The 19,261-nt window shown below is 26.8% G+C and carries 16 protein-coding genes and 1 tRNA gene; 1 reads left to right on the top strand and 16 read right to left on the bottom strand.

What is annotated here, in order from left to right:
- Positions 1-3 precede the first annotated feature (3 nt).
- Together ACN6I1_RS04830 and ACN6I1_RS04825 are read right to left on the bottom strand one after the other, a co-directional pair.
- Positions 4-1,071 (bottom strand): ABC transporter permease, encoded by a 1,068-nt coding sequence (locus ACN6I1_RS04830; RefSeq protein WP_419742930.1) that lies wholly within the window; start codon positions 1,069-1,071, stop codon positions 4-6.
- Positions 1,071-1,787 (bottom strand): ABC transporter ATP-binding protein, encoded by a 717-nt coding sequence (locus tag ACN6I1_RS04825; RefSeq protein WP_419742929.1) that lies wholly within the window; start codon positions 1,785-1,787, stop codon positions 1,071-1,073. Before ACN6I1_RS04825 ends, ACN6I1_RS04830 begins: the two co-directional genes overlap by 1 nt.
- A 154-nt stretch (positions 1,788-1,941) precedes the next feature.
- On the opposite strand from ACN6I1_RS04825, the gene ACN6I1_RS04820 reads away from it, so the two are divergent.
- Positions 1,942-2,532, top strand: coding sequence for a TetR/AcrR family transcriptional regulator (locus ACN6I1_RS04820; protein ID WP_419742928.1), 591 nt, complete (start codon positions 1,942-1,944; stop codon positions 2,530-2,532).
- A gap of 222 nt (positions 2,533-2,754) precedes the next feature.
- On the opposite strand, the gene ACN6I1_RS04815 is transcribed toward ACN6I1_RS04820, so the two are convergent.
- From ACN6I1_RS04815 to ACN6I1_RS04750, 14 genes are all read right to left on the bottom strand, one after another.
- Entirely contained in the window at positions 2,755-3,306 is a 552-nt protein-coding gene (locus tag ACN6I1_RS04815) for a sugar O-acetyltransferase (RefSeq protein WP_419742927.1), read from the bottom strand.
- A gap of 14 nt (positions 3,307-3,320) precedes the next feature.
- On the bottom strand, positions 3,321-4,982 hold the full coding sequence (locus ACN6I1_RS04810) for an alpha-glucosidase (RefSeq protein WP_419742926.1): 1,662 nt from the start codon (positions 4,980-4,982) through the stop codon (positions 3,321-3,323).
- A gap of 152 nt (positions 4,983-5,134) precedes the next feature.
- Positions 5,135-5,923, bottom strand: a complete 789-nt coding sequence (locus ACN6I1_RS04805) for an endonuclease/exonuclease/phosphatase family protein (RefSeq protein WP_419742925.1) — start codon at positions 5,921-5,923, stop codon at positions 5,135-5,137.
- A 4-nt stretch (positions 5,924-5,927) separates the two neighbouring features.
- A complete protein-coding gene (locus tag ACN6I1_RS04800) occupies positions 5,928-7,583 on the bottom strand; it encodes a PTS transporter subunit IIBC (protein ID WP_419742924.1) in 1,656 nt (551 codons plus the stop codon).
- A gap of 261 nt (positions 7,584-7,844) precedes the next feature.
- Complete coding sequence (locus ACN6I1_RS04795) at positions 7,845-8,849, bottom strand: LacI family DNA-binding transcriptional regulator (protein ID WP_419742923.1); 1,005 nt, start codon at positions 8,847-8,849, stop codon at positions 7,845-7,847.
- A gap of 170 nt (positions 8,850-9,019) precedes the next feature.
- Positions 9,020-9,307: a hypothetical protein gene (locus tag ACN6I1_RS04790; RefSeq protein WP_419742922.1), complete on the bottom strand. Its 288-nt coding sequence runs from the start codon at positions 9,305-9,307 to the stop codon at positions 9,020-9,022.
- 130 nt (positions 9,308-9,437) lie between these two features.
- Positions 9,438-9,665 (bottom strand): hypothetical protein, encoded by a 228-nt coding sequence (locus ACN6I1_RS04785; RefSeq protein WP_419742921.1) that lies wholly within the window; start codon positions 9,663-9,665, stop codon positions 9,438-9,440.
- Between the two features lie 88 nt (positions 9,666-9,753).
- A complete protein-coding gene (locus tag ACN6I1_RS04780; RefSeq protein WP_419742920.1) occupies positions 9,754-11,877 on the bottom strand; it encodes an SNF2-related protein in 2,124 nt (707 codons plus the stop codon).
- A gap of 61 nt (positions 11,878-11,938) precedes the next feature.
- Positions 11,939-12,115: a hypothetical protein gene (locus ACN6I1_RS04775; RefSeq protein ID WP_419742919.1), complete on the bottom strand. Its 177-nt coding sequence runs from the start codon at positions 12,113-12,115 to the stop codon at positions 11,939-11,941.
- 121 nt (positions 12,116-12,236) lie between these two features.
- A tRNA-Ser gene (locus ACN6I1_RS04770) sits at positions 12,237-12,325 on the bottom strand.
- 114 nt (positions 12,326-12,439) lie between these two features.
- Positions 12,440-15,664 (bottom strand): ligand-binding sensor domain-containing protein, encoded by a 3,225-nt coding sequence (locus tag ACN6I1_RS04765; protein WP_419742918.1) that lies wholly within the window; start codon positions 15,662-15,664, stop codon positions 12,440-12,442.
- Between the two features lie 84 nt (positions 15,665-15,748).
- Positions 15,749-17,776 (bottom strand): sensor histidine kinase, encoded by a 2,028-nt coding sequence (locus tag ACN6I1_RS04760; RefSeq protein ID WP_419742917.1) that lies wholly within the window; start codon positions 17,774-17,776, stop codon positions 15,749-15,751.
- A 163-nt stretch (positions 17,777-17,939) separates the two neighbouring features.
- Positions 17,940-18,140 carry a hypothetical protein gene (locus tag ACN6I1_RS04755; RefSeq protein ID WP_142730239.1) on the bottom strand — a complete coding sequence of 67 codons (201 nt, stop codon included), beginning with the start codon at positions 18,138-18,140 and terminating at the stop codon, positions 17,940-17,942.
- A 212-nt stretch (positions 18,141-18,352) separates the two neighbouring features.
- Positions 18,353-19,243, bottom strand: a complete 891-nt coding sequence (locus ACN6I1_RS04750) for a TSUP family transporter (protein WP_419742916.1) — start codon at positions 19,241-19,243, stop codon at positions 18,353-18,355.
- Positions 19,244-19,261 lie beyond the last annotated feature (18 nt).

The raw sequence follows: 19,261 nt of genomic DNA, 5'->3' as shown, positions 1-19,261 counted from the left end.
TTACTATATTTTTCTATATCTCTTCAATCCAAATATATTAAATGTATATAAAATTATTATAAATATTATTAAAATAATACAATCATTATATATATTATAAAAATTAAAACCTTTTACAAAGATACCACTCAGAGCACTTGCTCCATAGTATAGAGGCATTATTTTAGCTATATTTTGCAGCCATATGCTCATACTTTCTATAGGTATTAACCCCGTGAAAAATATTTGAGGAACTATTATTATAGGTATAAACTGCATAATTTGAAACTCTGAATTAGCAAATGTAGATAAAAGAAGTCCTAATGATAATGCTACAAGAGCAATTAATATGTTTACTATAACTACCATTGATATACTTCCTTTAATCGTTATATTCAATACATAAATAGAAAATAAAACTATTAATATAGTTTGTATTACAGCAAATATTCCATATCCAATCAAATATCCTAATACAATTTCACTTCTTTTTATAGGAGTAGATAATAGTCTATCTAGTGTACCTGTTGTTCTTTCTTTTAATAAAGATATTCCTGAAACTAAAAACACAAAGAAAAATACAAAGAACCCAATAAGTATAGGACTTAAAGTATCAAAATATGTTAAGTCTTCATTTGAATATACATAACTTGAGTCTATCGATATTTTATTACTTTCTCCAATGTTTTTATTAACTTTTGAAGAAATCTTTAAAAATTCATCTTTTAGTATAGTTGATTGTACTTTTGCTTCAATTTCTTTTGTATTTATTGGCGAACTATTTTCATATGTTATTTCTAATTCATTATTATTTTTAACTATAAACGCATCTAGATTTTGATTTGTTATTTTATTTTTGATATTATTTTTATCACTGTATTCTTTTACATTAAGATCTGCATCTTTAAGTGATTCATTAAACTCTGATGATGTATTATAAACCCCTACATTTAATAAATTTTCTTCATTAGAGTTAAATAAAAAATAAACTAAAGTCATAACAATCATAGGTGCAACCATCATAAGTGCTAATGTTCTTTTATCATGAATGGTTTGTTTTATTATTCTTATTATAATAGCTTTTACCCTCATTAAATTTCACCTCCTATTTTTAAGAATATATCCTCAATAGTACCTACTTTAAATTCATCCTTTAATTTACTAGGTGTTCCATTTGCTATAATTTTACCATTTCTTATTAATGCTAACTTGTCACATCTTTGAGCTTCATCCATTACGTGAGTTGTTATTATTATGGATTTCCCATTTAATTTCAATTTATTTAGCTCATTCCAAATACTAAGTCTAAGTTTAGGGTCAATTCCTACAGTAGGTTCATCTAGTATTAAAACCTTTGGGTCCTGTATTAATGATATAGCCAATGATAACCTTCTTTTCATACCTCCAGAGTAATACTTAACCTTTTTATTTAAATCATTTTGCATATTAACTAAATTTGATACATATTCTATTCTTTTATTTATCTCATACTTATTTATTGAAAATATTTTAGCAAAAAATTCTAAGTTTTCTTTACCAGTCAAATCCTCATATAGAGCATCAGATTGAGCCATATATCCAATACTTTGTAATATGTTTCTATTTGGTATTTTATTTCCTAATATGAATACTTCTCCACAACTAATTTTTTCCATACCTATAATAGATTTTATAAATGTACTCTTTCCAGACCCAGATGGTCCTATTAATCCTAATATTTCTCCCTCTTCAATTTCTAAACTTATATTATCAAGTATTTTAATTTTAGAAATTTCCTTAGTAATATTCTTTACTTTAACAATACTCATGTTAACCTCCTTTTAATCGACACGGTGTTGATTAATCCTTATATTATAATTATAATTAAGTCATAATATATAGCAATAATTAAAAACTCTCGATGTGTTTATTATTAAACACATTTCATAGTTTTGTTGATTATATTTGGTTTAGGAGGCCCTTATGGATAGAAGAATTTTAAAAACTAGAAGTGTAATTAAAGAATCTTTAACAGATTTAATGAAAGAAAAACCATTTGATAAAATTACTATAAAAGATATTACTGACAAAGCTAACATTAACAGAGCTACGTTTTACCTACATTACATGGATAAATATGATTTGTTAGAACAAAGTCAAAACGATATATTAAATGAAATAAGAGAAGTATTAGCTGATGCATTTAAAATATTTAACCCTCAATCTTTACCTATACAAGATGCAAATACTATAATTCCTTTCTTAAACTGCGTTTATGAATGTATAGGCAAAAACTCTGACTTTGTCAAAGTTATATTAAGCGGAAATGGTGACTTAAACTTTCACTTGAAATTTAAAAGTCTAATTGAAGAGTTGATAAAAAAAATATCTGTAATAAAAACTCCAGATTCATTTTGTATCCCTCTAAAATATTTAATTGAAACAGCAACATCCATGCATATCGGAATTATATCTAGATGGCTTGAAGATGGAATGATTGAAACGCCTTATGAGTTAGCTTGTATAACATCTAACATTATAGTTTCTGTTTCTAATTCAGTTATAAAAAATTAAATGGCTATCTTCATAAGATAGCCATTTTTTACGCTTAAGTAAATTATACTTAACAAATGTTTGTTGATAACTTATACACCGTAGTTATACAAATGTCTTGGCGAAAGTAAAAAATGACATTTTGAGCAACGGACAGAGTCGTTTGAGTAACGGGACACGAGTTTACCGAGTGGACGTTGACGATATGAAATTTGAGCGACATGAGCGAAGCGAATTTTTTATTTAAATATTTTTAATTACCTTACACGGATTTCCTACAGCTACACAATTAGATGGTATGTCTTTTGTGACAACACTCCCAGATCCTATAACAACATTATCACCTATGTTTACACCTGGGTTTATTATAGAACCCCCGCCTATCCATACATTATCTCCTATTGTTACTGGAGATCCATATTCAATTCCTGAAATTCTTAATTTGGGATCTATCGGATGATATGCTGTGTATATTTGAACATTTGGAGCCAACATGGCATTTTTACCAATTTTAATTTCGCATACATCTAACATTATACAGTCAAAATTAGCATAAAAGTTTTCTCCCAAATGTATATTATAACCATAATCACATTTAAAGCTTGGTTCTATATATACATGTTCACCTGTAGATCCAAGTAGTTTTTTTAAAATTTCAGTTTTTGTATAATCATCAGTCTCTATAGTTTGATTATATAATCTTGTTAATATCCTAGCCTGTTGTCTATCTTTTACTAGCTCTGGATCAGATGCAATATATGCATCTCCTTTTAGCATTTTTTCTTTTTCAGTCATATAAATACCCCTTATTATATTTTATATAGTCTACATTCCCAAGGTTTTAAATTCACCGAACTTATTATATCATGAGCTTTTACTTCTATATTTGATAAAATTAAGTTTTTGTAATTTAATTTTAATCCATCATAATTATATAAAGCATTATCATTAGACATATTTGTAATTACTAAAAATTTACTCTCACCTAATACTCTTTCATATGCATATATCTTTATATCATTTTCTAATATTAATTTATACTCACCATATATTAAAGCTTCATGTTCTTTTCTAATTTTAATCATACTTTTATAAAAGTTTAATATAGAGTTTTTATCTATTATTTGATTTTCAACATTTATATTTTTATAGTTTGGATTTATTCCTATCCAAGGTGTTACACTACTAAACCCGCCAAAATCGCTACTGCTCCACTGCATAGGAGTTCTTGCATTGTCTCTAGATAACCTCCATGCTCGTTTCATAAGCTCTTCATGACTATCACCTGAATCTAATCCTATATAATAGTTATTTTTAGTTTTTACATCATTATAATCTTCAATATTTTTAAATTCTACATTTGTCATCCCTATTTCTTGACCTTGATATATAAAAGGTGTTCCCTCTTGCATAAAGTACATAAGTCCTAAACATGTAGCACTTTCATACCAATACTCTTTATCATTTCCTAACATTGATACAATCCTAGGTATATCGTGATTTTCTATGAATAAAGCATTCCACCCTAATCCATGTAAATTTGTTTGCCATTTGCTTAATACATTTTTAAACTCAAGTAAATCAAGCTTCTTATTCATATCACTATTCCATAAATCTAAGTGCTCAAACTGAAATACCATATCAAATTTACCATCTTTTTCTGATACCCAAAGATGCGCATCCTCAGGAGTTACTCCATTAGCTTCTCCAACTGTCATAACATCATAATTTCCATAAGTATTTTCTTTTATCTCTTTTAAATAATTGTGGATTCCATCTACATTCATATGCTTTTCAAAACACGAAACATATTTTAAATTATCTGGATTTGGCATATCTAAAAGACCTTTTTCTTTGTTTATATGACTAATTGCATCTACTCTAAATCCATCTATCCCTTTTTCTAACCACCAGTTCATCATGTCATATATGGCTAATCTCATATCTTTGTTTTCCCAGTTTAAATCTGGTTGCTTTTTAGTAAAAAGATGTAAATAGTATTGATCTGTTAAATCATCTTTAACCCATGCAGATCCTCCAAATATGCTTTCCCAGTTATTTGGCTCTTTGCTACCCTTTCCATCTTTCCATATATACCAGTCTCTCTTTTTACTATCTTTAGAAAATCTAGATTCCATAAACCAAGGATGCTCATCACTAGTATGATTTATTACTAAGTCTATTATTAATTTCATACCTCTTTGATGAACTTCATCTAATAGTTCATCAAAGTCTTTCATATTACCAAATTCATCCATAATATCTCTATAATCACTAATATCATATCCATTATCATCATTAGGTGACTTATAAAAAGGTGAAACCCATATTACGTCTATTCCTAAATCTTTTATATAATCTAACTTTTGTATAATACCTCTTAAATCTCCAATTCCATCTCCATTTGAATCTTTAAAACTTCTAGGATAAACTTGATAAGCTACGGCTTCTTTCCACCAAGTTTTCTTCATATATATCAACCTCCATAACTTTCCATTCTCTTCTTCCTCTATCATTTATATGATTTTTGGATGATATAGCTGTTGACGAAACACTTAAGGTACGTTTTTTGTACCTTGTGTGAAGGAAACAACTATATTATCCAAAAATCTACTTACCTACACTATATATTTACAACTACCTCTACCCCATAATGGTCTGATACCACATTTTTATTTATTCCATTAAAAATAACATTAGAACTTTCTACTTTAATTTCTTTATTTGATAAAATTAAATCTAGCCTTAAGTTTTCTTTATTTTTATCCCACCCTGCAATTTTTCCTTTTACAGTTATTCCTGAATCTTTATTTTTTGATAATTTATATGTGTCAAATAATTTTTCACAAATATAATCATATCCTTCATTTGGTACATTAGCATTATTATTAAAATCACCCATAATAAATGCAAATTTATCATTTTCAATTTGCATAAAAAGTTTATCAAACTGTTCTTTGAATGGCTCATCATCATCATTCCACCATCCTAAATGACATGAATATAAACTAACTTCATAATTATTGTAAACTACATTTAACTTAACTATTTTTCTGGTTTTCCAAAATTTAATATCATCGCTTCTAGATATATTAAAACTTTCCCTTTTAACTACAGGAAGCTTTGTCATAAGACAAAGCCCCTCTTCATATATATCATAACCTATATGAGCAACATCCCAGTGGAGTGTATAATTCTCATTTCCAAGTTTTTTTAATTCATCTTGAAGTAATAATGCAAAGTTATTTACTTTCACATTATCATAAGCTATATCTGAACATATTAATTGACTTACTTCTTGAAGAGCTATAACATCATATTCTTTTTCATTTATGACCTTAGCTATATAAGATATTTTTTCAATTTGATTCTCTTCTTGCCAAGAGTGGCAATTCAATGTTAAAAGATTCACTGTTCTACACTCCTAACATATCTAAAATATTAGACTTTAAAACATCAGCCTTTGGTCCGTATATTGCTTGAACTCCTCTATCTTTCACAATAAGTCCTAATGCTCCAAGAGCCTTCCAATCTTTTTCAATTCCAACCAAACTCACATCTTTTACAGTTACTCTTAATCTAGTCATACATGCATCTACATCTTCTATATTATCAGCACCTCCAAGTAAGTTTATTATTTTACTTGATAATACATCTTGAGCTATGTTATCAGTATTTATTTTTTTACTTTCTTCTTCATTGCTCTCTTCGATGTAATTTCCTCTACGCCCTGGTGTTGCAATATTAAACTTCTTAATTAAGAAATTAAATATTCCAAAGTTTAATAGGAAAAATACAGCACATGATATGAAGAAATTAACTAAGTCCATTGTAAGACCTGCTTTAACAAGCATTGGAGTACGAGTTAAAAATTCTATAAATCCAAAAGCATGTACTCTTAAATGTATTATATCTGCAAGTGCAAATGCAAGCCCTGTAAGAATTGCATAAACTATATATAAAACTGGTGATATAAACATAAACATGAATTCTATCGGCTCTGTAACCCCTGTTAAAAAACATGCTAACATAGCAGATATAAATATAGGTTTGTAATTTTTAGCTTTGTCTTTATCAACATTTTTGTACATTGCTAAAGATATACCTGCAAGTGATGCAGTTGATAATATAACCTGACCTGCTTTAAAACGCGCTGGTGTTATACTTGTTAATAAGTCATTATAAGATGACATATCTCCTGCAGATTTAAAGTTAATTAAATCAGTTATCCATGCAAGCCATAATGGATCTTGTCCTGCAACTGTAGTTCCTGCAGCTGCTCCTGTTGCAATATGATATATACCTCCAAGTTCTGTATAGTTCATAGGAACAGTTATCATATGATGAAGTCCAAATGGTAGTAATAATCTTTCAAGTGTTCCATATACAAATGGAGCTAAAACTGGAGCAGTATCTTTAGATGATGCAATCCACATACCAAAAGCATTTAAAGCACCTTGTGCAAATGGCCAAATTATAGATAATATAATTGCAGCTATTACAGAACCTAGTATAACAACAAACGGAACAAAACGTTTTCCATTGAAAAATGCTAAAGCCTTAGGAAGTTTATCAAAGTTATAGAATTTATTATAAAGTACAGCTCCCATAAACCCTGATATTATACCAACAAACACTCCCATGTTAAGTGCTGGTGCTCCTAATATAGATGTGAAATAATCTTTAACTAAAAGTGTAGATCCTGTTAAAGAAGTTACTGTTGTTTGTGGATCTAAAAGCATATCTGCATTTACACCAAGTACAACTCCCGTGATACGATTTATTAATATAAATGCAATTACAGCAGCAAAAGCTCCTCCTGCTCTTTCTTTTGCCCAAGATCCTCCTATTGCAACAGCAAATAATATATGTAGGTTTCCAATTATTCCCCAACCTATATCTTCCACAACTTTTGCTGTTGTCATTATTAAGTGAGCATCAGATGACATACCTATAAGTTTTCCTATAGAAACCATAAGCCCTGCTGCTGGCATAACCGCTATAACCACTAATAAAGCTTTACCTAGCTTTTGCCAAAAGTCAAATGAAATTAATTTTGCTTTACTACTCATTTTAAACTCATCTCCTTTTTAATTTAAGTATTATCTCCATTCAGTGCAATCGATTGCATTAAATAGTAAAAAAATATACAACTTTTTTTATTTACCACCTTTATTATAAGCAAATTATAACATCCCATGAAAATGTTTTCAAGGATTTTTTAATTTTTTTCTAAATTCAATACAAATCATTAATTTCAATAATGCAACCATTTGCACAAAGTTGTTATATATAGAATAGTTTAAGACAATCTTAAACATTCTATATATAATTTATTTAAAAGATTCCCTTTCTATAAACTCTGTATTTACTATGTAGTGCGTATTTACTATGTCTTCATTTTCTAATTTTTCAATAAGCAGTTTTGCAGCATAGTATCCTAGCTCATCTGCATTTATGTCTACAGATGCTAATGGTGGTGTCTGGTATTTTGAAAGTTGGATGTTATTAAATCCAACTAATGATATTTTTTCTAATCTTTTTTCATTTAGTAACTGAGACACTCCAAATGCTAATAAATCATCTGTAGTTACAATAGCTGTAACCTCGTGTTTACTTATCAATTCTTCAGCTCCAGCATATCCTGTATTTTCTTTAAAAAGTTGCTTATGTATAACTAACTCTTCATCATAATTTAATCCATTCACTTCCAAAGCCATTTTATATCCTTTCAATCTGTCTTTCGACATATTTAAAGTTTTTATAGCTCCTATAAATCCTATTTTTTTATGACCTTTTTGAATAAGCCTATTCACTACATTATACATAGCTTGAAAATTATCGTTATCCACCCACAATACATCTTCTGTTTTTTCGGGCCTTCCGATTGCTACAAAAGGAAATTCTATAGTATTTAAAAACTTAATGCTTTCATCATTTTCATTTACTCTTAGAAGTATAATTCCTTCAATTAAGTTCGTATTAGTAATTTCTTTTATACTTTCAAACTCATTTTTACCATCTTTTGCAAACACATATGTAATATAATAGTTTTTATTTTGTGCATAAATACTCATCCCCTTCATGGCATTTATAAAAAATGGATTTGTAAGTAAGTCATCTGCTTCACTGGGTAAAACTACCCCCAATATTTTTGTTTTATTATTTGCAAGACTCCTTGCAATTGCATTAGGTTTATAATTTAACCTTTCTATTGCTTCATTGACTTTAGCTTTAGTTTCTTCACTGATTTTAGGATTATTAGACAAAACTCTAGACACGGTAGAAGTTGCAACTCCTGCCTCTTTTGCAACTTCTTTTATAGTTACTTTACTCATACTAAATACCCTCAATATTTTTTATTTTTATATAAATTTTTATCATATTATTTCTATTCATGTCTAATTATTATATCATATTTAACTATAACTTCTCTATTCATTATTTTAAATAACAAAAATAACTAAGACTTTATAACATTCATTATAGCCTTAGTTATTTTTATCATTTAGCAAAATATTTCTGCCTCTATACTTATTTTTTTTAACTCTTTATAAATATCGCTTATTTCTTTACATCTATAAGTTTTTAAAGCTTTTATTAAAGGAGTATAACAATCACTAATATCATATTGTATGTATTTTCCAAATGTATCTTTTGTAAAAATAACTTCTTCTTCCTCATCTATAAAACTATTTTCTAAAATACTTTCATAATCAAAATTGGATTTCAACACCTCATTAGCCTCTAATAATAATTCATAAGAACTTTTTAGTAATTCCATTTTATTCCCCACTTTTAATTCTCCTTTCTAATTTTATATTGTGCTTGATTATTATAACTCATTATTTTGTCGTTTTATGTAATATCGTGCTAATTCCAATATTTACACAATAAAAGGGAGTATAAAACTCCCTTTAGTGTATCTATTTTCCTTTAATATTCTCTTTAACTTTTTTCCCTACGTTTACACCAGTATTTATAGTTTCCTTAGCTATGTTTCCAACTCCATTTAGAACATCTTTTCCTACATTCAATCCTGTGTTTACAGTTTCTTTACCTATATTTCCAGCTCCATTTAAAACTTCTTTTCCTACATCTGTTACTGGTTTAGTTACTTTCTTTATGTTATCTTCTACCTTCTTTTTTGCCATTTTTTAAACATCTCCCATATTATTGTATAAGTAGTTTTATCTACTTATACAATAATATGTAGTTTTTTAGCTTTTTGTTACATTACTTCTATTTGAATAATTCTATTAAATCTTTTTTACTTAATCCTTTTAAATTCGTAGACTTAGACAAGCTATCATCAATAATATTGTCTATCAGGTCTTTTTTATTTTCTTGTAATAAAACTATTTTTTCCTCTATTGTATCTTTTGATATTAATTTTATTACTTCAACTACATTTTTTTGACCTATCCTATGAGCTCTATCACTTGCTTGATTTTCTACAGCTAAATTCCACCATGGGTCAAAATGTATAACCATATCAGCACTAGTTAAATTTAATCCTGTGCCTCCAGCTTTTAAAGATATTAAAAAAACATTAATATTTTTATTTTCATTAAATTCATTAACTAAATTTATACGATCTTTAGCGTTAGTTTTTCCATCTAAATACATAGATTTTATATTTTTATTTTTAAGTTCTTCTTCTATTAATCTTAAAACACTTGTAAACTGAGAAAATAATAATATTTTTCTATCATTTGAAATAGCTTCATTTAAAATTTCTATACAAATATCAATTTTAGAACTTTTACCACTATAATCTTTTAATAAGGTCTTAGGATGAAGGCATAATTGTCTTAGTTTCGTTAAATATGAAAATATTGTTATTTTATCATTTTCATATTTAGCATTTTCTAATTTTTCTATTACATTTTTATTATAAATATCATATATTTTCTTTTGCTCTTTATTTAATTCTACAATAAATTTCTTTTCTATTTTGTCTGGTAACTCCTTTATAACTTCTTTTTTTGTTCTTCTTAATATAAAAGGTTTTATTAATTTTTTTAATCTTTTAATATCACCATCTACGAATTTATTTTGAAACTCCTTTTTATTATATAAATACCCAGGCATTATAAAATCAAATATAGACCAAAGTTCTAATAAGTTATTTTCTACAGGAGTACCTGTTAAGGCAAACTTAATATCAGCGCTAATGCTCTTTATAGATTTTGTCACTATAGCATCTGGGTTTTTTATATTTTGCGCTTCATCTATAAACATATAATCAAATTTTTTGTCTTTGTATTTCTCAAAATCATTTCTGATTGTGGAATAAGTAGTTAGTACTACATCATAATCTCTATAATTTTTAATTATTAATTCTCTTGATTTTTTATCCCCATATGCTATTCCTACCTTTAACTTTGGAGTAAACTTATCAATTTCATTTTTCCAGTTATGTATAAGTGATGTAGGAGTAACTACTATATTTTTAGAATTTTTTTGACTACTAATAAATGTAATTGTTTGTAGCGTCTTTCCAAGCCCCATTTCATCAGCTAAAATCCCTCCAAATTTATAGTTACTTATACTATTAAACCAGTTAACCCCTTCTAATTGATATCCCCTTAATATATTTTCAATATTTTGTGGAATCTCGCAATTTCTTTTTTCATTAAATCCATACATTATTTTGTCTATGTATTCTTTACCTGATATAAAATTAAGTTTATTTTCTTTTATATAATTGTCTATATATAAAATTTTATTGTTTTCAACTTTAAAATCATCTGCTTCAATTGGAATTCCTAAAGTATCAATAAGTTCTAATAATTCCTGTATATCTTTATTATGTAAATCTAAGTATATAGATTCTTTTAATCTGTATAGACGTTTATTTTCTTTGTATGCACTAAATATCTCACTATATCTTTTTCTATTTAGATTTCCTATATTAAAAGAAAATCTCAAATTATTATCTCCATCCAAATCAAACTTATATGTTACTTTAGCCTTAGCATATGCTATTTCATTATTATTAAGTTTATTTTTAGTGCTTTTTATATTGTTTTTCTTATTTGTAAGGTTATCTATACACTTATAAATAGCTGCAACTATATGCTTACAGACAAATGTATTACTTTCCATACTTTTATTTAACCAATCATTACAATCACAGCTAGTTGAAACTATTCTATTAGTTTTTTCACTTATAGTTATTAAAGAATTATTTTTTTCATTAAACATTTCATTTCCAACTACAGCATAAAAATTTATATTATCATTTTCTTTTTTTATATAACTCTCACTCACTAAGTTATTTTTATAAATTGCAACTCCAGAGTTATGTCTATTTTTTTCTGTATTATTTAAAATAATAGTCTTAATTGTACTTACTTTCATACTTTCACCTACCTTCTATTTTAAAATATATAAGACCTGCATTTACAGGTCTTATATATTTTTATTTATGTTTTTTAGTTTTCTTCTTAATGATATCCGAATTTAAAGATAAAAATAAATTTGTAAGAGTATTATCCATATCTCCACTTAAACTATCTATATCATTAAAATTCATATTTTCGTACATTGTTACTTCTTCTATATTTTTCTTAGTGTCATTATTCTCTTTTTTTCTCATATCTATATACCTCTCTTACATTCTTAATTTTAATTATTTTATGTTTTATAATAAAGAATATTCAAATATATAGTTTTATAAATACAAAAAAAGCACCTTAAATCTCAGGTACTTTTAAAACTGGCGGAGAGGGTGGGATTCGAACCCACGGCCCCTTTCGGAGTCACTGGTTTTCAAGACCAGCTCCTTAAACCACTCGGACACCTCTCCGTATTTCATTAACTTATGTAAATAATATATCATAATTTCATAAACTTGTAAATATTTTTTTACTTTTTTTTACAAAAATGGTGAATACCTTTTGATATTCACCATTTTAAGAGTTTATATATTTTCACTTTTAGAATTGTATTCATTAGGATTTACAGGAAGTATTATAACAAAATTACTACCTTTACCAATTTTACTTTCAACATATATTTCACCTTTATGTAACTTAACTATTTGACTAGTTATAGTAAGTCCTAATCCACTTCCACGCTTTACCTTGTTGTTTTCATCTAAAACTTGGTTAAATCTATCAAATATAAGCTTATGATATTTTTCCTCTATTCCTACACCTGTATCTAAAACACTTATCATAACTTTTTCTTCTAAATCTTTTATAGTTATAGTTATACTACCACCTTCTGGTGTAAATTTAGCTGCATTTCCTACTAAGTTAACAACACATCTTTCAATTTCATATTTATCACATCTTATAAGCTTTTCTTCTATTTCAGGATCAATAGTTAATTCAATTCCCTTAGTGCTTACATAATCTTTTAAAGTCAATGCTGTTTCTTCAACTAGATATACTATATCTGTTTCTTCTAATGTTACTATGTACATATCATTTTGTAACTTAGCACTATCTACTATATTATTGATTAAATTTAAAAGCCTTTTACAGTTTCTTTGAGATACATCTATATGGTGACTTAAATTTTCCTCTTTTATATGCCCATCTTTTTTCAGCAATCCTAAAATTAATTGATTAGTACTACTTATTACATTAAGAGGAGTTCTAAGTTCATGAGATAGGTTAACAAAATAGCTATTCTTATTTTGTTCTAGTTTTATATTTCTTTTTAACAAAACATTATTTTTTTCCATCTCTTCTCTTAATCTTAAAGTTTTCTTTTGAACTAATTTATCTAATTTTTTCATCTTACGCTTATGATTAGCTAAAAGTCCCAAACCTATTAATATATATATAATTACTGCATACCAACTTAACCATATTGGAGGCTTTATAGTAAATGTTACATAGTTTTCATCACTTACATTCCCACTAGTATCTATAGCTTTAACTCTAAATCTATATTTACCTGGCGGTAAATCATTATAAGTAACATAATTATCTTTTGTCCTAACTATATTTCCACTGCTTCCATCTAAATTATATTCATATGTTGTATTTTTATAATTTGAATAATCTGGAGTGAAAAATTTAATAGTTATAGTATCCGTACTTTCACTAAATTTCATTTCATTTATATCAGTATATTCCTTATTGTTTACAACAAATGTATCAAATAGTATTTTAGGTTTTTTATCTGATTTAATAATTTTTTCTGGGTAAAATGAATTCAATCCATTTACACCTCCAAAGAAAAGTTCTCCACTTTTACTTTTATAAGCTGCATTTCCATTAAATTCATTTCCTTGAAGTCCATCTGTAACACTAAAATTCTGCACTTTATTGTTCAAACTATTAATTTTTGATAATCCTTTGTTAGTGCTTATCCAGATATCATTTTCATCATCTACTAAAACACCGTAAATAGTGTTGTTAGCTATACCATCTTTAGTCGTGTATCTTTCAAATCTTTCAGTTTCTTTATCAAACTTGTTTAACCCATAGCTAGTCCCTACCCAAATGTTTCCATGACTATCTTCATTTATATATCTTACATAGTTATTGCTTAAACTATATTTATCTTGCTTGTTGTTTTTATAAAACTTTATAGTCTTATTTTTAGGATCTATTTTACACAATCCCTCATCTCTTAAAAATCCTAAATAGTAATTGCCTTCACTATCTTCAAATATATATCTTACATATTTATTTCTATCTTGACCCTTATTTATGTACTTATTTATATCTATAAACTTTTTTGTCTTTGTATCTAATATGCTAGCACCATCTGCAGTCCCCATCCATAAATAACCTTTGCTATCTAGTAAAACATCTTTTACTCTATCATTAACCAATCCATCAGCTACTCCATAATGACTTATTTCATTATTAGATTTATTTACTTCTATAAGACCTCCATCAGTAGCTATATATATTTGATCTCCTTTTCCCGTTATATCATTTACCGAATCATTTATAAATCTTTTTTCTGTTTTCGTATTTAAATATACAGATTTATTCTTTTTTCTATCTATTATATTTACTCCTTTTGAATTTGTACCTACCCATAAATTCCCATCATTATCTTCATATATACCATGGACTATATTTTCACTTAATAAATAATCTTTATCTTGACCAGCCTTATAATGCTTAATTTTACTTTCAGTATCAAATACACTTAATCCTGAATATGTTCCTACCCATATAAGTCCATTACTATCTTCCATTAAACTTTTAACATCATTATTAACTAAGCTATTCTTATCATATATTTTATGAGTATATACCTCAAAATTATCATCTTTCTTGTTATAAAGTGCAAGACCCTTAGATGTCCCAATCCACAAATTACCTTTGCTATCTTTTTTTATTGCTCCAATTGAATAGCAAGGAATTGAATTTTCATCAAATGGATCACATTTATAATTAGTGATTTCATTTGTTTTAATATTTATCTTGTATAAACCTGAGTTTGCACTTCCAACCCATGTATATCCATCTTCATCATCACAAAAAACATTATAAATTTCATTTTTACTCAAATCATGCTTATCTATATTAAAATTTTTAATAACTTTAAAATCTTTAGATACTTTGCTAACACCTGACTTAGTTCCCAGCCAAAAATTCCCGTCTTTATCTTCATCGATACAGTATATAAATTGACTTGTTAAATCATTTTTTTCAGATAAAATCCTATCAAATCTATCTTTTTTAGAATTGTATATGTTTAATCCATCATCTGTTGTGACTAATATTTTATTATCTTTTGTTATTAGTATATCTGTAGCATTTCCACTAGATATCAAATTATTTTCCTTTAAATAATTTGTAAATTTTCCACTTTTTTGATCTAATTTATTTACTCCATCTATAGTAGCTATCCATATATTTGCATCTTTATCTTCCTTTATATCTGTTATAAAGTTATTACTAATACTATTTTCATCTTCTTCATAGTTATAAACTTTAAAATCATATCCATTAAATTTATTTAATCCATCATTTGTACCTAACCACACATACCCTTTACTATCCTGAAAAATAGATTCTATGGTTGTTTGGCTTATGCCTTGGTCTATATTAAAATCATTAAATGTTATATTATTACTATTTGCATTTACATCTAATGTTGAATATGCAAATAGTAATATATTAATTAATACAAATATATTAAATTTATTAAATAAACTAATTTTCCCCATATACTTTCCTTTCAAAGCTGTTAATAGAATTTATATTTAATATTATATACTAAGCCCTTTATTTTAACAATATTTACCAAAATTTTAATATAACTCATATATATCAGAAAGTTCCAATTCAATTTTTTGTACATCTACTTTATAATCTTTTGTCTCATCTTCAATAATATCTCCTAATAACTTTTTATTAGGTAATAAAATTTCAAATTCTGCTCCATTTTCTCCATCACTTTCTAAGTATATTTCACCTTCATTTAATTCAACCATAGCTTTTACAATACTTAATCCAATTCCGCTTCCTTCATTCATTCTAGTCAATGATTTGTCAGCTTGTACAAATCTTTCAAATATTAAATCTTGCATATGTATAGGAATCCCAACCCCATCATCTTTTACAATTATTTGAACCCATTCCTTATTTATATGTATATTCACAAATATATTGCCATTTGGCTTTGTAAACTTTATAGCATTAGATACCAAATTTAAAATTGCTCTTTCTATCATTTCTGGATCACATTTTATAATATTTTCTTCTTCATCTGTGTCAAAGATTATATTTATGCCCTTTTGTTTTGCATATATTACAACTGACATAGTTATTTCTTCAATCAACCTTACTATATCACAATTTTTCATATTTGGCTTTGTGTATCCAACATCAATTTTAGTTATATCAACCATGTTATTTATAAGTCTTAACATCCTTTGACAATTAGTTTTTAAACTTTGCCTATACGTAGAATATACTTGCCTAAAGTCAACTTCTTCATTATACGATTTAACATCTAGTAGTTGAGTTGTTGAATAAAATATGTTTAAAGGGGTTCTTAATTCATGACTTATATTTGCAAAGAATTCATTTTTTAACTTCTCATGATCTTTGATTTTTTCATATTCTGATATGTATTTTTCCATTCTATGTTCTTCTGTTATATCATTGAAAGTAACAACTAATTTAGCAGTTTCTCCATGCTCATCAATCCCTTTTAAACTTGAGTCTATAATTTTTTGGATTCCACAGTCAACAATATTTTTACCATAATTTATTTCAAATTTCCCAGTCCAGCATCCATCTTTTTTAACACTATTTTCTATATTTTTCATAACTTCTTCATCTATAGTAGACATAGCAATTTCAATTCTTTCAGTTAATGCTGAATTTTTATAATCATCATTTCCAAAGAAATAGTTTTTTGTTTTTTTATTAGAGTAAATTACATTTCCATCCATATCACTTATAAATATACAGCTTGCTTTATTTTCTTCTACAAGATTAAAAAATATTTTTTTCTCTTCTTCTAGTTCTCTTTTTTTCTTTATACTTATTGTTGTTTCTAAAAATAGACCTACTATAAGTACTATGAAAGCCATATATGATATTGATATCGATATAAATTTAATTTCTATTATAGGTATTCTAGCCCCAACTATAGCATAAAACGCCTTAACTAAAAACATTAATATACTAGCTCCAATAACTGAGTATGTATAATCTTTTTCTTTTATACTTTTTTTAAATAAAATAGTACTAGTTATACTATAGACAAAAATTAGCATAAGATTGTAAAGAATAAAAAAATCTGTTTCTTTCCTTATTGGAAATATAATACTTTTGCTTTCTAAATATCCAAATATTGTTGCACTTAAAACAACTATTAATATAGAACAAATCTTATTTTCTATAATAAATGTCCTTACCTTTTTTAAAGGTAATGTTGCTATTAAAATTATAGATATTCTCATTAATGAAGTTGATATAGCTATATATCCCTTCATACTTATAATAGTATTTTGTAAAGTTAAATTATCAAATACCCCTAAAATTATATCTATTACAAATATCATATACATTAGAGAAACTATAAATAGTTCTTCTTTTTTTGTACTATTGTAACATAGTATGCAACTTACTGTAGCCAAAAAAGCTAAGACTATATTAAAGATTCTTATAAAGTCTTCTGGCTTTATCATCAAAATTAAATTATATTTGAATATGTATATTAAACTTAATATATAAAATACAACTAAAAAAGCTGATATGCCGATTGTTAATATGGTAGCTAATTTATTACTAGCCTCAAACTTTTTACTTTTACTAATTCCTAACATATTTCTCTCCCCTAATTTTAATCAATACACACTATAACATGTTTTCATAGTGAGGTCTATCATTTCGACAATAAAAGACAGACTATTACACAACAGTCTGCCTCTTTAAATAAATTATTTATCCCCCTATTTTAAATTTTGTCTATTTATATAAATTTCTAATCTATTTTTTGCCCCTGTTTTTTCGTAATAATTCTTTTACTTCATCACTATTTGGATGCACAAATGAATATGGAGTATCATCTGATAGTTCCTCTATTACTCCACCTGTAAATAAATCTTCATATGGAGTTTTTTTAGGTATAAATAAATTTTCATATAAATTACCTTCAAATGGTACACGTTCTTTGCCTTCTCTTTTCATAGTTTTTCCTCTTTCTTGCTTAAAGTTTGTTGTTAATTATTCTGCTCATATTATTAATATATATAACTAATACCCACTATTTTAATTTTTTAAATAAAAAAATTTAACTTAATTTAAATCATCCATACACAAATTTTAATTTACTTAATCATAAAAAAAGCACAAACCTTAAAGTATTTATAAGGTTTATGCTTTTTAAATTTAAATTTATATTAACTTACTTGTTCAAGTTCTAACGTTTCATCTTTACTAAGCCCTGCTTTAAACATAGTTACAGCAGTGTAGCTTACAACAACCACTACTAGCCACTTCAGCCAATATACTGGCATATTTGTAACAAATAGTAAAGCTAGTATAGATCCAACTACTCCCCCTATAGTTATACCCATAGATATTTCTCTTTCATAAGCTTGTTCTCTTACAAATTTAGTACTCGCTATTGGCCCTACAAATGCACACGCTCCCATCATTATAGGGAATGCAGCCTTAGGATTCATACCTAGTAATGCAACCATTGCCATACATGGTGCATATAATCCAATACCAGCTGTCATAAGAGCTCCTAAAATAAAGTTTCCTACTATCCCGATAACTAATTTTGATCCGCTAAGACTCATAGCATCTCCACCTGCTGGCATCAACCCAACTTGTCCTAGTATTATTAATATAGCAGTTCCAACTAACGCTACTCCCATAGTTAATTGTACCTTTTTTTCTGGTAATTTAGATATAATTCCAGCTCCAATCCAAGATCCTGCTACCGCTGCTATAATCATACTCACTAAAGTTATTAAATCCACACTTATTGAGTTTAATGACATAAACGCTTGAACTATCATAGGCAGTGCATGTGCAACATTTAAAGTTCCTGGTAATAGTTTATCTGGAATGTTAATATGTTTATTTAATTTTAATATTCCTGTAGTTGTTGCAAAAGATCCTACCCCTATAGCATCTAAAAAGTCAGTTATAAATCCTATAAATATACCTGTCTTAAATATTTTATTTTTACTTTTATCCCTATGTTGTTTAAAGTCTTTTACATATACTGTTGAAAACCCAGCTGTTATAACTGCTAGTAATCCTAAAATTGCATTTAGCATCTTCTTTCTCCCTTTTTA

This window comes from Paraclostridium dentum (genome assembly GCF_048568265.1).
GTDB lineage: Bacteria > Bacillota > Clostridia > Peptostreptococcales > Peptostreptococcaceae > Paraclostridium > Paraclostridium dentum.
The sequence above is the reverse complement of the archived record's forward strand: the minus strand, read 5'-3'. Positions and strand labels throughout refer to the sequence as shown.

Coding starts and splice junctions, on each gene's coding strand:
- ACN6I1_RS04830 (WP_419742930.1), bottom strand. CDS start 1,071: ATGAGGGTAAAAGCTATTATAATAAGAATAATAAAACAAACCATTCAT.
- ACN6I1_RS04825 (WP_419742929.1), bottom strand. CDS start 1,787: ATGAGTATTGTTAAAGTAAAGAATATTACTAAGGAAATTTCTAAAATT.
- ACN6I1_RS04820 (WP_419742928.1), top strand. CDS start 1,942: ATGGATAGAAGAATTTTAAAAACTAGAAGTGTAATTAAAGAATCTTTA.
- ACN6I1_RS04815 (WP_419742927.1), bottom strand. CDS start 3,306: ATGACTGAAAAAGAAAAAATGCTAAAAGGAGATGCATATATTGCATCT.
- ACN6I1_RS04810 (WP_419742926.1), bottom strand. CDS start 4,982: ATGAAGAAAACTTGGTGGAAAGAAGCCGTAGCTTATCAAGTTTATCCT.
- ACN6I1_RS04800 (WP_419742924.1), bottom strand. CDS start 7,583: ATGAGTAGTAAAGCAAAATTAATTTCATTTGACTTTTGGCAAAAGCTA.
- ACN6I1_RS04795 (WP_419742923.1), bottom strand. CDS start 8,849: ATGAGTAAAGTAACTATAAAAGAAGTTGCAAAAGAGGCAGGAGTTGCA.
- ACN6I1_RS04785 (WP_419742921.1), bottom strand. CDS start 9,665: ATGGCAAAAAAGAAGGTAGAAGATAACATAAAGAAAGTAACTAAACCA.
- ACN6I1_RS04780 (WP_419742920.1), bottom strand. CDS start 11,877: ATGAAAGTAAGTACAATTAAGACTATTATTTTAAATAATACAGAAAAA.
- ACN6I1_RS04775 (WP_419742919.1), bottom strand. CDS start 12,115: ATGAGAAAAAAAGAGAATAATGACACTAAGAAAAATATAGAAGAAGTA.
- ACN6I1_RS04765 (WP_419742918.1), bottom strand. CDS start 15,664: ATGGGGAAAATTAGTTTATTTAATAAATTTAATATATTTGTATTAATT.
- ACN6I1_RS04760 (WP_419742917.1), bottom strand. CDS start 17,776: ATGTTAGGAATTAGTAAAAGTAAAAAGTTTGAGGCTAGTAATAAATTA.
- ACN6I1_RS04755 (WP_142730239.1), bottom strand. CDS start 18,140: ATGAAAAGAGAAGGCAAAGAACGTGTACCATTTGAAGGTAATTTATAT.
- ACN6I1_RS04750 (WP_419742916.1), bottom strand. CDS start 19,243: ATGCTAAATGCAATTTTAGGATTACTAGCAGTTATAACAGCTGGGTTT.